Consider the following 14,200-nt stretch of genomic DNA (forward strand, 5'->3'; position numbering starts at 1 on the left):
TGTGTTGCTTACACCAGCCCCAGCAGGGCCAGCAGCATGTCGATCAGCTTGATGCCGGCAAAAGGCAGCAGCAGGCCGCCCAGGCCATACACCAGCAGGTTGCGGCGCAGCAGCGCCTCGGCGCCCAGCGCGCGGTAGCGCACGCCTTTGAGCGCCAGCGGTATCAGCACCACGATGATCAGCGCGTTGAAGATCACCGCCGACAGCAGGGCCGAGGCCGGGCTGGCCAGCTGCATCACGTTCAGCAAGCCCAGCTGCGGGTAGGTGCCGGCAAAGGCGGCCGGGATGATGGCAAAGTACTTGGCCACATCGTTGGCCAGGCTGAAGGTGGTGAGCGCGCCGCGTGTCATCAGCATTTGCTTGCCGATTTCCACGACCTGAATCAGCTTGGTGGGGCTGGAATCCAGGTCCACCATATTGGCGGCTTCGCGCGCGGCCTGGGTGCCGCTGTTCATGGCCACTGCCACGTCGGCCTGCGCCAGCGCCGGGGCGTCGTTGGTGCCGTCGCCGGTCATGGCCACCAGTTGGCCGCGCTGCTGGTAGTCGCGTATCAGCGCCAGCTTGTTTTCCGGTGTGGCCTCGGCCAGGAAGTCGTCCACGCCCGCTTCGGCGGCGATGGCGGCAGCGGTGAGGCGGTTGTCACCGGTGACCATTACCGTCTTGATGCCCATCTGCCGCAGCTGGGCAAAGCGTTCCTTGATGCCTGGCTTCACCACGTCTTTCAGCTCCACCACGCCCAGCACCTGCGCGCCCTCGGCCACCACCAGCGGCGTGCTGCCACGGCTGGCAATGCCGTCTACCTGCTGCTGCAGCGCGGCGCTAAAGCTGCCGCCCAGCTGCAGTACGTGGCGGCGAATGGCGTCGGCCGCGCCCTTGCGGATCTGGCGCTCGCCCAGGTTGACGCCGGACATGCGCGACTGCGCGGTAAACGGCACAAAGGTCGCGCCAGCGGGGATCACGCCCAGGTGCAGCGCCTGCAGCGTGCTGCGGCCCAGCAGGCTTTCGCTCTGCACACCGTCGTGGTGGGCGGCCGGTGCGCGGGTATGCTGCTGCGCCAGCACCACGATGCTCTTGCCTTCCGGCGTGTCGTCGGCCAGCGAGGCCAGCCAGGCTGCCTCGGCCAGCGCAGCCGGGGTGGTGCCGGCAGCGGCGATAAAGGCGGCGGCCTGGCGGTTGCCAAAGGTGATGGTGCCGGTTTTATCCAGCAGCAGCACGTCTACGTCGCCGGCGGCTTCTACCGCACGGCCGCTGGTGGCAATCACGTTGGCCGCCATCAGCCGGCTCATGCCTGCTACGCCAATAGCCGACAGCAAGCCGCCGATGGTGGTGGGTATCAGGCACACCAGCAGCGCCAGCAGCACCGGCAGCGAAATCACCTGGCCGCTGCCGGCGGCGCCCACGCTGTATACCGAGAACGGCAGCAGCGTGACTGTCACCATCAAAAACACCAGCGTCAGCGCCAACAGCAGGATGGTGAGTGCAATCTCGTTGGGCGTTTTGCGGCGCTTGGCGCCTTCCACCATGGCGATCATGCGGTCGATAAAGGTTTCGCCGGGGTTCACGCTGACGCGCACCACGATCCAGTCCGACAGCACGCGGGTGCCGCCGGTCACCGAGCTGAAATCGCCGCCCGATTCGCGGATCACCGGTGCCGACTCGCCGGTAATGGCCGACTCGTCCACGCTGGCAATGCCCTCGATGATCTCGCCATCGCAGGGGATCAGGTCGGTGTGCTGCACCAGCACCACGTCGCCCTTGCGCAGGTCGCTGGCGTCCACCACGGTAAAGGCGGCACCGTAGCGCTGCGGTGCGGCCAACCTTTTGGCGATGGTGGCTTTTTTCAGGCTCTTGAGGCTGGCGGCCTGGGCGCGGCTGCGGCCCTCGGCCAGCGCCTCGGCAAAGTTGGCAAACAGCACGGTAAACCACAGCCACACGGCAATGCTGCCGGTGAGCCAGGCCGGTGCGTCGCCCTGCCCTTGCAGCGCCATGACCCACAGCACGCTGCACAGCACGCTGCCCAGGTACACCACGAACATCACCGGGTTTTTCAGCTGCTCGCGCAGCGCCAGCTTGCGCACGCTGTCGCGCAGCGCCGGGCGTAACAGTGCCGGGTCGAACAACGGCAGGCTTGCTTTTTTGTCAGTCATATTGGTCTCCTGCTTAACGCGCCCAGATCATCAGGTGCTCGGCCACCGGGCCCAGCGCCAGTGCCGGCAGATAGGTCAATGCGCCCACCAGCAGTACGCTGCCGACCAGCAGGCCGATGAACAGGCCGCCGTGGGTGGGCATGCTGCCGTTGGTGGTGGCCAGCGTCTTTTTGGCGGCCAGGCTGCCGGCCAGCGCCAGCACCGGCACGATGACGGCAAAGCGGCCCAGCCACATGGCGATGCCCAGCAGCGCGTTGTAGTACGCGGTGTTGGCAGACAGGCCGGCAAAGGCGCTGCCGTTGTTGTTGGCCGCCGAGCTGAACGCGTACAGCACCTCGCTAAAGCCGTGCGCGCCAGGGTTGGCCAGGCCAGCCAGGCCCGGCGCCAGCAGCACGCTGGCAGCGCTGCCAGCCAGCACCAGTGCCGGGGTGGTGAGGATGACCAGCGCCACCATTTTCATGTCGAAGGCTTCGATCTTCTTGCCCAGGTATTCCGGCGTGCGGCCCACCATCAGCCCGGCCACGAACACCGCCAGCACGGCAAAGACCAGCATGCCGTACAGGCCGGAGCCCACGCCGCCGAACACCACCTCACCCAGCTGCATCAGCCACATCGGCAGCATGCCGCCCAGCGCGGTGAGCGAATCGTGCATGGCGTTGACCGCGCCACAGCTGGCTGCCGTGGTAACGGTAATGAACAGGCTGCTGGCGGCCATGCCAAAGCGCACTTCCTTGCCTTCCCAGTTACCACTGCTGCCGTCCACGCCCAGTGCGGCCAACAGCGGGTTGCCCTGGCTTTCGGCGGCCATCACGCCGATGGCGCAGGCGATAAAGATCACGCTCATGGCCGCGTACAGCGCCCAGCCCTGGCGGCGGTCGCCGGCCAGGCGGCCAAAGGCGTGGGTGAGCCCGGCCGGAATCAGGAAGATGGCCAGCATCTGCAGCAGGTTGGTCAGCTCGGTGGGGTTTTCGAACGGGTGCGCCGAGTTGGCGTTGAAGAAGCCGCCGCCATTGGTACCCAGCAGCTTGATGGCTTCCTGCGAGGCCACCGGGCCTAGCGCCAGCGTCTGCGCGTGGCCGGCTAGCGCGGTGTAATCGCTATACGCGGCCAACGTTTGCGGCACACCTTGCTGCACGAATACCAGCGCCAGCAGCAGCGACAGCGGCAGCAGCAGGTAGACCGACACGCGCAGCACATCGGCCCAGAAGTTGCCCAGGTCGGCGCTTTCGCGACGGGTAAAGCCGCGCATCAGCGCAAACGCCACGGCAATGCCGGTAGCGGCAGACAGGAAGTTCTGCACCGCCAGGCCGGCCATCTGGGTGAAATAGCTCATGGTGCTTTCGCCGGCGTAGCCCTGCCAGTTGGTATTGGTGACAAAGCTGATGGCGGTATTGAATGCCGAGCCGGCCTCCACCGCGCCCATGCCCTGCGGGTTGAACGGCAGCACGCCTTGCAGGCGTTGCAATGCGTACAGCAGCAGCGCGCCCAGCAGGTTGAACACCAGCACCGCCAGCGCGTACTGGCGCCAGCCCATGCCGGTATCGCGAATACCCGCCACGCGCAGCAGCGCGCTATCGAATGTTTGCCAGCGCGCTGGCAGCTGGCCTGCGGCCAACGGTGCCAGCCAGGCGCCCATGGGGCGGGCAGACAAGGTCAGCAGCAGCATGAATAGCGCCAGCAGGCTGTAGAACTGCAGCATCATGACAGGTCCTCCGCGTGCAGCAGGGCATGCACCAGCCAGCCTGCCAGAAGTACGGCCAGTACGGCCGCGATCAGGGTCAGCAGGGTCATAGCGCCCCCCTGCCGGACAAAGCGTGATAAACGCGCAGCAGGCCGACCGTGCTGCCAAACAGCAGCACCAGCCCACCCAGCCAGATCAGATCGTGCATGATTTCCTCGACAGTGAATGCAACACTGCCACTGTAGGGAGGCGCGTGGAAAGATCGTGCTAAATGACAAGGGTGCGGTGTAAACGCCGTATAAAAACGCGGCCACGCCGCCCCCTGCGACACTATGTCGCAGGCGCTGCGGCCAACCTTTATCGATAATCCGGCCTTTGATTCTCATCCCTTGCCGGAGCACCGCATGCCTGCCCTTTCCCGCCCCCTGTTGCTGGCCACCCTGTGCCTGCTGCCTGCCACCAGCGTGCTGGCCAAACCGATCAAGCTCACCGATGTCAGCGGCCGCGAAGTCACCGTGGACGCGCCGGCCAAGCGTGTGGTGCTGGGCTTTCACTTTGAAGAATTCACCGCCGTGGCCGGGGCCAAGGCGTGGCAGAACGTGGTGGGCATCAGCAAAACCGGCTGGGCTGGCTGGCGCGCCGGCAACTGGGCACGCTATGTGGAGGTGATGCCGCAGCTGAAAGACATGCCGGACGTGGGCTTTACCGACGACAACAGCTTTAGCGCCGAAAAAGTCATCGCGCTGAAGCCCGACGTGCTGATCCTGCCGGAATGGGGCTACAAGGCACTGGGCCCGGCAGCGCAGCAGCTCAGCGCCGCCGGCATCCCCATTGTGGTGGTGGACTACAACGCGCAAACGCTGGAACGCCACCTGGCCAGCACCCGCTTGCTGGGCAAGGTGATGGGCACCGACAAGCGCGCCGAAGAGCTGGCCAGCCTGTATCAAAGCAAATACCAGGACGTGATGGCGCGCATCACCCGCGCCAAGGCTACGGTCAAGCCCAAGGTGTACGTAGAGCTGGGCCGTGACGGCGCCGATACCATCGGCAACACCTACCGCGACACCATGTGGGGCCAGATGCTGGACAACCTGGGCGCCGACAATATCGCCAACGGCCGCATCAGCGCCAACTGGGGCCCGCTGAACCCCGAAGCGGTGCTGGCGGCCAACCCGGAGCACGTGATCATTGCCGGCTCGTCGTGGCAGAACCGCCCCAAGGCGGTCAAGCTGGGCTACGCCTCGGACGACGCTACCGCGCGCGCCACGCTGCTGCCCTATACCAAACGCGCCGGCTGGGACACGCTGAAAGCCGTGCAACAGCAGCATGTGTACACGCTGGACCACGGCCTGGCGCGCACGCTGGTGGACTACACCGCCATGCAGTTCATCGCCAAACAGCTGTACCCGGCGCAGTTTGCCAATGTGAACCCGGTGGCCGAGCTGCGCCAGTTCCACGAACGCTACCTGCCGGTGAAATACAGCGGTAGCTGGATGGTGACGCTGAAACCGTGAACACGCTAAGCCTGCCCCTGTACACCGCGCGCCGGCTGGCACCGGCCGTGGCCACCCTGCTGCTGCTGGCAGCCTTGCTGTTGCTGTCGCTGTTGCTGGACGTGGCCAGCGGCCCGTCCATGCTGCCGCTGCGCGAGGTCGCCAGCGCGCTGGCGGGCGGCGCGGTAGAACGCGGCAGCGAGGTGATCGTGTGGCAGATCCGCCTGCCGGTGGCGCTGATGGCGCTGCTGGTGGGTGCCGCGCTGGGCTTGTCCGGCCTGGTGATGCAAACCGTGCTGCACAACCCGCTGGCCAGCAGCTACACGCTGGGCGTATCGGCCGGGGCGGGTTTTGGCGCGGCGCTGGTGATTGTGCTGGGGGCGGCACTGCCGCTGCCGGAGGCCATTGCCGTCCCGCTGGCCGCCTTCCTGTTTGCCGGCATCGCCTGCAGCGCGGTGCTGGGCATAGGCCGCGCCAAGGGCGGCCAGGCCGATAGCTATGTGCTGGGCGGCATTGCGCTGTTGTTCCTGTTTCAGGCGCTGCTGTCGCTGCTGCAATACCTGGCCTCGCCCGAGGCGCTGCAGGCCATTGTGTTCTGGCTGTTCGGCAGCTTGTACAAGGCCAGCTGGCCCAAGCTGGGGCTGGTGGCCGCGGTGCTGGCCGTGTGCCTGCCGCTGCTGCTGCGCGACGCGTGGCGCTTTACCGCGCTGGGCCTGTCGGACGAGCGCGCGCAGAGCCTGGGGGTGAATGTACCGGCGCTGCGCTGGCGCGCGCTGGCGATTGTGTCGCTGCTGACCGGCGCGGCGGTGGCCTTTGTCGGCACCATCGGTTTTGTCGGGCTGATCGCGCCGCATATCGCGCGCTTTTTGCTGGGCGAAGACCAGCGCCTGCTGCTGCCCGGCGCCGCGCTGTGCGGGGCGCTGCTGCTGTCGCTGTCGTCGCTGCTGGGCAAATGGCTGTCGCCGGGGGCGCTGATTCCCATCGGTATTGTTACCGCCGCCGTTGGCGTGCCGTTCTTTCTGCTGCTGGTGATGCGCAGCAAACCGGGGGCGTGGTAATGCTGCAAGCACAACAACTCTGCGTCAGCCTGGGGCGGCAGGCCATTTTGCACGATGTGTCGTTCGAGGCGCAGCCGGGGCAGGTCACCGCGCTGCTGGGCCCCAACGGCAGCGGCAAAACCACGCTGCTGAAAACGCTGGCCGGCCTGCTGCCGGCACGCGGCCAACTACAGTGGCAGGGCCAGCCACAGCCGCTGCAGCGCGGCGGCCAGCTGCACGCGGCGTGCGGCTACCTGCCGCAAGACTGCAGCACGCGCAGCCGCCTGACCGTGGCCGAGGCGGTGCTGCTGGGGCGGCTGGGCACGCTGGGCTGGCGTGTCAGTGCCGAACAGCACGCGGCGGTACAGCAACAGTTGGCCGCACTGGGCCTGGCGGCGCTGGCCGGGCGCCGCCTGTGCGAGCTCAGCGGCGGGCAGCGCCAGATGGTGTTTCTGGCGCAGGTACTGCTGCGCGAGCCCAGCCTGCTGCTGCTGGACGAGCCCATCAGCGCGCTGGACCTGCAGCACCAGGTGCAGGTGATGCGTACCGTGCGCGAGCAAACGCGCGCGCGCCAGCTCACCACCGTGGTGGTGCTGCACGACCTGAACGCCGCGCTGGCCTACGCCGACCGCGTACTGCTGCTGCAGCACGGCCGGCTGGTGGCGGCAGGCAACACGGCCGACATCCTCACCCCCGCCGTGCTGGCGCCGGTATTCGGCGTGGCCATCCACCAGGCGCACACTGCCAGCGGCCACAGCGTGCTGTGCCCGCACAGCGGCTAGCACCGCTCGGCCCGCCTTCCTCGCCCACAGCCCGGCCTGCAGCGTGCACGCCGGGCTGCTACTTTTGGCAGCCCCTGCACCCTGCTGCGGTGCGGCAATCTGCACTTGCCAAACAAAATGTTACTGTATAGCATTCCGCCCGATAATAATTCTCGATAAGATCGGATACGACATGCACCCTCTGCCATCCCGCCTGTTTGCCGGCAGCTTGCTGCTGGCTATCGGCCTGTCTGCCCAGGCCAAACCGCTGAACCTGATCGGCCCGTGGGAAATCCACAGCCTGGACCCGTCCTCCAGCAGCGGCATCCTGTTTACCCGCATGCAGGTTGCCGAAACCCTGGTCGACGCCGATAACCTGGGCACACTCAAGCCCGGCCTGGCCAGCCGCTGGCAAGCCAGCAGCGACCAGCTCAGCTGGCGCTTTACCCTGCGCGACGGCGCACGCTACCACGATGGCAGCGCCGTGACCGCGGCCAACGTGGTAGCCGCGCTGGAAAAAGCGCGCAAGAAACCCGGCATGCTGGAAAACGCCCCCGTCAGCGCCATCCGCGCCGACGGCAAAGACGTGGTAGTGCAGCTGAGCAAACCGTTTGCCCCGCTGCCCGCCGTGTTTGCCCATACCCATACCCAGATCCTGGCGCCGGCGTCCTACGCCGCCGACGGCAGTGTAAAAAGCATCATCGGCAGCGGCCCCTACCGCATTAGCCAGCTGCAACAACCGCAGCGCGTCAGCGTGCAGGCCTTTGCCAGCTGGCAGGGCAAGAAACCCGCCATCGGCGAGGTGAGCTACCAGGCCATCGGCCGTGCCGAAAGCCGCACCCTGATGGCAGAAAGTGGCCAGGCCGACATCGCCTTCGGCCTGGACCCGGTGAGCATTACGCGGCTGAAAGCCAGCCCGCGTGTGAGCATTGTGTCGGCCACGCTGCCACGCGCGATCCAGCTCAAGTTCAACGCTGGCCACAAATGGCTGAACAGCCCGGCCATGCGCCAGGCCATCAGCCAGAGCCTGAACCGCCAGGCCATCGCCACCGCGCTGCTGCGCGACCCGGACATGGCCGCCACGCAGCTGTTCCCGCCCAGCATGAAAGCGTGGCACCAGGCCGCGCTGCCCGCGCTGGCCTACCAGCCGGACCAAGCCCGCCGCAGCTTTGCCGCACAGGGCTGGAAGCCGGACGCCGACGGCCAGCTGGTACGCAACGGCGAACGCCTGGCGCTAACGCTGCGCACCTACCCCGACCGCCCCGAGCTGCCGCTGATTGCCACCGCGCTGCAAGAACAGCTGCGCCAGGCCGGCATCAGCGTGCAGGTAAAGGTGGGTAACTCCAGCGAGATTCCGGCCGGCCACAAAGACGGCACGCTGGAGCTGGCACTGTACGCGCGCAACTACGCACTGGTGCCGGACCCGCTGGTCACACTGCTGGGTGACTTCACCGACGATGGCGCCGACTGGGGCGTGATGAAATGGCAGAACGCCGTGCTATCGCAACAGTTGGCCGCACTGGGCCAGGGCGGGCTGAAACCGGCGCAGGCCGCCGCCGCACGGCTGAAGATAGCCAGCATCCTGCAACAGGAGCTGCCGGTGCTGCCGGTGGCCTGGTACCGCCAGAGCGCAGCGGTCAGCAAAGCGCTGCGCGGCGTGACGCTCGACCCGCAAGAGCGTAGCTACCGCCTGGCCGACATGAGCTGGGGCCGCTAAATGGCGGCACTCACGCAACACGGCCTGGCCCGCGTGCTGGGCCAGCGCCTGCTGCAGGCGCTGGTGGTATCGCTGCTGGTGGCCACGCTGTGCTTCGTGCTGGTACAGCAGCTGCCGGGGGACATGGCGTTTCGCATTGCCGCCGGCCGCTACGGCTACGACTACGTGGACGCCGCCGCTGCCGAGGCGGTACGGCAAGAGCTGGGGCTGGCACGCCCGGCCTGGCAGCAGTTTGCCGGCTGGCTGCAGCAGCTGGGCCAGGGCCAGCTGGGGCAATCGCTGGTCACCGGCGGCGCGGTGCTGGACGAAGTGCGCCACCACCTGGGCGCCACGCTGCAGCTGGCCGCCGCCAGCGTGGTGCTGGCGCTGGGGCTGGGCCTGCCACTGGGGCTGGCCAGCGGCCTGCGCCCGGGCGGCTGGGCCGACCGCCTTACCCTGCTATGGAGCGTAGTGCTGCGCACGCTGCCGCCGTTTTTACTGGGCCTGATGCTGATGCTGGGGCTATCGGTACAGCTGGGCTGGGTACCGGCTGCCGGCCACGGCGACAGCGGCAACCTGCTGCTGCCGGCGCTGACGCTGGGGCTGGGCCTGTCCGGCCTGACCGCACGCATCGTGCGCGACAGCGTGCTGGCCGTGGTGCAGTCCGACTACTACCGCTTTGCGCTCACCAAGGGCCTGTCACCGTGGCGGGCTTTCTGGCGCCACGGTCTGCGCAATATCGGCGTCACCGTGGTGGCTTACGCCGGAGTGCAGCTGATCCTGCTGATCGAGGGCGTAGTAGTGGTGGAAAGCCTGTTTGCCTGGCCCGGCGTGGGTCACGCGCTGGTGCACGCCGTGTTCTGGCGCGATGTGCCCATGATCCAGGGCTGCACCTTGCTGCTGGCCTGGCTATTCGTGCTGCTCAATACCCTTACCGACCTGTTATGCCTGGCCATCGACCCGCGTGGCCCGGCGGAGCCGTAAATGACTGACCTTGCTTTCTTACCCTGGCACCGCCGCCTGGCCTGGCTGCTGCTGGCGCTGGTGCTACTACTGGCCATCGTCGGCCCGTGGCTGTGGCCCGACCCGGCGCGACAGGACCTGATGCAGTTTCTGGCCAGCCCCAGCCTGGCCGAGCCGCTGGGCCGCGACCAGCTGGGCCGCAGCGTGATGGCGCGCGTGGCCAGCGCCACCCGGCTATCGCTAGGGTTGGCCGCACTGTGCGTGCTGAGCGCTGCGCTGCTGGGCAGCCTGCTTGGCGTGCTGTCCGCCTGGCGCGGCGGCCTCACCGACACCCTGCTGCGCGGCGTGGCCGACGGCGTACTGGCGCTGCCTGGCCTGCTGATCGTGCTGATTTTCTCGGCCATGGCCAAAGGTGGCTTTCTCACGCTGTACCTGGGCCTGGCGCTGGCGCAATGGGTGGAATACTTCCGCATGACGCGGGCGCGCAGCCGGCTGGTACTGGCCAGCCCGCACGTGGAAGCCTCGCGCCTGCTGGGCTTTGGCCCGCTATACATCGTGCGCCGCCACCTGTGGCCGGAGCTGTCCCCCATGCTGCTGACCATGGCCAGCTTCGGCATGGCCACTGCCATTCTGGCGCTGTCCACGCTGGGCTATGTCGGCGTGGGCCTGCAGCCGCCCGCCGCCGAGCTGGGCCTGATGATGACCGAAGCACTGCCGCATTACAGCGAGGCACCGCGCCTGGTACTGGCACCGGTGGCCGTGCTGGCGCTCACGCTGGCCGCACTGGTGCTGCTGCGCCCGCTGGAGGTAACACGATGAGCACCCTGCATCTGGGCGGCGTAGCCGTCTACCAGCAACAGCACTGCCTGCTGCAGCCGCTGGACCTGACCCTCTACCCCGGCGAGGCACTCACCGTGCTGGGCGAAAGCGGCTCCGGCAAATCGCTGCTGGCGCACGCCATCATGGGCACCCTGCCCACCGGCCTGCGCGCCAGCGGCGAGCTACGCCAGGGCAGCCAGGCCTGGCCGCTGGCCGATGCGGCCAACCGCCGCGCGCTGTGGGGCGCACAGCTGGCCATCCTGCCGCAAGAGCCCGCCACCGCACTGGACCCCACCATGCGCGTACTGCCGCAGGTGGCCGAAGGCTGGCGCGGTGCGGCCAACCAGGCCCACGCCCAGGCGCACAGCCTGCTAGGCAGCCTGGGGCTGCACGCGGCACAGCGGCACTATCCGCACCAGCTGTCGGGCGGCATGGCGCAGCGGGTGGCGTTTGCCGCCGCCACGCTGGGCGGTGCCGGCCTGCTGCTGGCCGACGAACCCAGCAAGGGGCTGGACAGCCAGGCCTGCGCCACGCTGGCGCAACTGCTGCAACAACACCTGGCCAGCGGGCAATGCCTGCTCACCATCACCCACGACATCGCCCTGGCGCGCGCGCTGGGTGGCCAGGTGCTGGTAATGCGTGGCGGCGAGGTGGTAGAGCACGGCCCGGCCAGCCAGGTATTACAGCAGCCACGGCACACGTACACGCAGCAGCTGCTGGCCGCCGAGCCGCAAGCCTGGCCCGCCATCGCCCACCCGGCAGCGGGCGACTGGCTGCTGCAGGGGCGCGGCCTCAGCAAGGCCTACGGCAGCCAGACACTGTTCCGCAACGTGGATATCGATATCGCCGCTGGCGAGCGCGTGGCGCTGCTGGCCCATAGCGGCGCCGGCAAAAGCACGCTGGGCAATATCCTGCTGGGGCTGACCCGCGCCGACCACGGCAGCGTGCGCTACCGCGACGGCCTGCCGCGCACCGCCTGGCAAAAGCTGTATCAGGACCCGGTGCAGGCCTTTGCCCCGCACATTAGCCTGCACACCGCGCTGCACGACGTATTGCAGCGCTGCGGCCAACCTTTGGCCAGCCTGGAAACGCTGCTGCACCGGCTGCGGCTATCGCCCGATCTGCTGGCGCGCAAGCCGTCGCAGGTATCCGGCGGCGAGCTGCAGCGGCTGGCGCTGATCCGCACCCTGCTGCTGCAACCGGCGCTGCTGTTTGCCGACGAGCCCACGTCGCGGCTGGACCCGCTCACCCAGCAGGACACCCTGCACTGCCTGCTGGACGAGCTGGCGCGCATCGGCTGCGCGCTGCTGCTGGTGACCCACGACCACGCACTGGCCGGTAAAGCCACCAGCCGACAGCTACGCTGGTAAACCACCGCCCCGTACCGCGCCTGCCGTGGTGCGGGGCAGCCCTTCACCACGCCCCCGCCATGGCCCGGATACCGGGCGCTCACGGCACGCAGCAGCCCGCATTTTTGACGCCGCCCCCGCCCCCACACGCACATCGACGCTGGACTATTTGTCATTGCCTGTTAACATTTAGCCGGTATATTCATTACAAAACAATACAAATAGTAAGGTTATTCCTTACCACACACCTACCCACCCAGAGGCGAACACCGGCCGGCGCGATAACGGCAGGGCTCGCCCTTTTTCATCTAGAGGCACACCATGTCGTTAAAACAGCGACTTATGCTTTTTGTGGCCATCCTGCTGGCCATCGCCATTGCCGTGCTGTCGGCACTGGCCTACCAACGCATGCGCAGCGAAATCGTACGCGGCGTAGAGCAGGAACTGAACGCCGCCATTGCCGGTAACAGCCAGGCACTGGGCCGCTGGGTAGGCCAGCGCAGCGATGCGATCCGCGCCACGGCCAACCGCCTGGGTAAAGAAGACGCCAGCGCGCCGTACGCTAGCCTGGAACAAGGCAAAGAGGCCGGCGGCTTTGACCAGATTTTTGCTGGCTACGAAGACAAGGCCATGCACTATGACGACCCGAACCGCCCACCCAAACCCGGCTACGACCCCACCGCCCGCCCCTGGTACAAGCTGGCCAGCGAAAAGCGCAGCGTGGTGCTAACCCAGCCTTATATGTTTGCCAGCCCGGCCAAGCTGGGCGTCACCCTGGCCAGCCCCATCCTGCGTGACGGCCAGCTGGTGGGCGTGGCCGGTGGCGACATCGTGCTGGAAGGCCTCACCGCCGTGGTGAAAGGCATCAAGCTGCGTGGCGACGGCTACGCTTTTCTGGCCACGCGCGAAGGCAATATCGTGGTGCACCCGGCCGAGGGCAGCACGCTCAAACCGGTGAGCGAGGTGATGAAGGGCTTTGACACCAGCCTGCTGACTGCGGCCAACAGCACACCGCAGCTGCACGAGGTCGATATCGACGGCCACACCTACTACGCCGAGCTGGTACCGGTAGAAGGCACCGACTGGGTGCTGGGTACCGTCGCCGAAAAAGACGTGCTGCTGGCGCCACTGAACCAGATGCTGGTCACGCTGATGCTGGCCGGCCTGGCCGTGGCGGTAGCCGCCATCCTGCTGGCCAATGTGGCGCTAAACCGCCTGCTGGCCAACCTGGTACGCCTGCGCGATGCCCTGCTGGACGTGGCCAGCGGCCAAGGAGACCTGACCCACCAGCTGCACATCGATAGCCGCGACGAAATCGGCCAGACAGCCCAGGCGTTCAACCGCTTTATCGGCAGCCTGCGCCAGATGTTTGTCGAGGTACGCGACCACTCGGTATCGCTGAACGGCGGCATTGACGCGCTCAACGGCATTACGCGCCAGCTGGCCAGCGATTCGCAGCAGCAGGCCGATGCCTCCAGCGCCACCGCGGCTACCATCGAACAGATCACCGTCAGCATCAACCACATTGCCAGCAACGCCGGCAGCGCCGAGGAATCGGTGGTACAAACCGGCCACACCTCGCGCCAGTCGGCGCAGTCGGTGGGGGCACTGGCCGACAGCATCGAAGGCATTGCCTGTTCTGTGGGCGAGCTGGCCAGCACACTGGGTGGCCTGGGCCAGCGCTCGGCGCAGATGGACCAGATCATCAACGTGATCAAGGATATTGCCGACCAGACCAACCTGCTGGCGCTGAATGCGGCGATTGAAGCCGCCCGCGCCGGCGAAATGGGCCGCGGCTTTGCCGTGGTGGCCGACGAAGTGCGCAAGCTGGCCGAGCGCACGTCCAAGGCCACGGTGGAGATCGGCGGGCTGATTCACGCCACCCATGCCGACGTGAACTCGGCACTGGCCAATATGAACAGCACGCAGCAGTCGGTGCAGTCCGGCGTGGGCGCTTCGCGCCAGGTGGCGCAGGAGATTGCCGGCATCGAAAGCGAAGTTGGCCGCGTGGTGCAAACCATCCGCGACATAGCCGACGCCACCCGTGAGCAGTCCATTGCCACCACCGAGATGGCGCGTGCGGCCGAGGTGGCCAACCACATGGCCATTGAAACCGACCAGGCAGTACAAACCGCCACGCACACGGTGAACGAGCTGCACCAGCTGTCCAGCCACCTGCACGGCATGGTGTCGCGCTTCCGCCTGTAAGCGGCAGCCCGGCAAAAGCACAAGGCCGCAGCATCCGCTGCGGCCT

At 67.2% G+C, this 14,200-nt stretch carries 10 protein-coding genes; 8 read left to right on the forward strand and 2 right to left on the reverse strand.

Annotation, left to right across the window (positions count from 1 at the left end; all coding sequences use genetic code 11):
- Window positions 1–8 precede the first annotated feature (8 nt).
- Window positions 9–2,147, reverse strand: coding sequence for a potassium-transporting ATPase subunit KdpB (kdpB, locus tag FLQ44_RS05160; RefSeq protein WP_147693375.1), 2,139 nt, complete (start codon window positions 2,145–2,147; stop codon window positions 9–11).
- A 13-nt stretch (window positions 2,148–2,160) separates the two neighbouring features.
- The gene (kdpA, locus tag FLQ44_RS05165) at window positions 2,161–3,849 is read right to left on the reverse strand and encodes a potassium-transporting ATPase subunit KdpA (RefSeq protein WP_147693376.1); all 1,689 of its coding nucleotides are present in this window, start codon (window positions 3,847–3,849) and stop codon (window positions 2,161–2,163) included.
- Window positions 3,850–4,232: 383 nt separating this feature from the next.
- Here kdpA and FLQ44_RS05170 point away from each other — a divergent pair, with 383 nt between their 5' ends.
- From FLQ44_RS05170 to FLQ44_RS05205, 8 genes are all read left to right on the forward strand, one after another.
- Window positions 4,233–5,342: an ABC transporter substrate-binding protein gene (locus FLQ44_RS05170; protein WP_147693377.1), complete on the forward strand. Its 1,110-nt coding sequence runs from the start codon at window positions 4,233–4,235 to the stop codon at window positions 5,340–5,342.
- A complete protein-coding gene (locus FLQ44_RS05175; protein WP_147693378.1) occupies window positions 5,339–6,379 on the forward strand; it encodes a FecCD family ABC transporter permease in 1,041 nt (346 codons plus the stop codon). Before FLQ44_RS05170 ends, FLQ44_RS05175 begins: the two co-directional genes overlap by 4 nt.
- Window positions 6,379–7,140 (forward strand): ABC transporter ATP-binding protein, encoded by a 762-nt coding sequence (locus FLQ44_RS05180; RefSeq protein WP_170252813.1) that lies wholly within the window; start codon window positions 6,379–6,381, stop codon window positions 7,138–7,140. Before FLQ44_RS05175 ends, FLQ44_RS05180 begins: the two co-directional genes overlap by 1 nt.
- Window positions 7,141–7,312: 172 nt before the next feature.
- Entirely contained in the window at window positions 7,313–8,836 is a 1,524-nt protein-coding gene (locus FLQ44_RS05185; protein ID WP_147693380.1) for an ABC transporter substrate-binding protein, read from the forward strand.
- Entirely contained in the window at window positions 8,837–9,799 is a 963-nt protein-coding gene (locus FLQ44_RS05190) for an ABC transporter permease (RefSeq protein ID WP_147693381.1), read from the forward strand.
- On the forward strand, window positions 9,800–10,597 hold the full coding sequence (locus FLQ44_RS05195) for an ABC transporter permease (RefSeq protein WP_147693382.1): 798 nt from the start codon (window positions 9,800–9,802) through the stop codon (window positions 10,595–10,597). It begins immediately after the preceding gene.
- A complete protein-coding gene (locus FLQ44_RS05200; protein WP_147693383.1) occupies window positions 10,594–11,967 on the forward strand; it encodes an ABC transporter ATP-binding protein in 1,374 nt (457 codons plus the stop codon). Before FLQ44_RS05195 ends, FLQ44_RS05200 begins: the two co-directional genes overlap by 4 nt.
- Before the next feature lie 321 nt (window positions 11,968–12,288).
- A complete protein-coding gene (locus tag FLQ44_RS05205; RefSeq protein WP_147693384.1) occupies window positions 12,289–14,154 on the forward strand; it encodes a methyl-accepting chemotaxis protein in 1,866 nt (621 codons plus the stop codon).
- Window positions 14,155–14,200 lie beyond the last annotated feature (46 nt).

Source organism: Vogesella mureinivorans, from assembly GCF_007644035.1.
Lineage (GTDB): Bacteria > Pseudomonadota > Gammaproteobacteria > Burkholderiales > Chromobacteriaceae > Vogesella > Vogesella mureinivorans.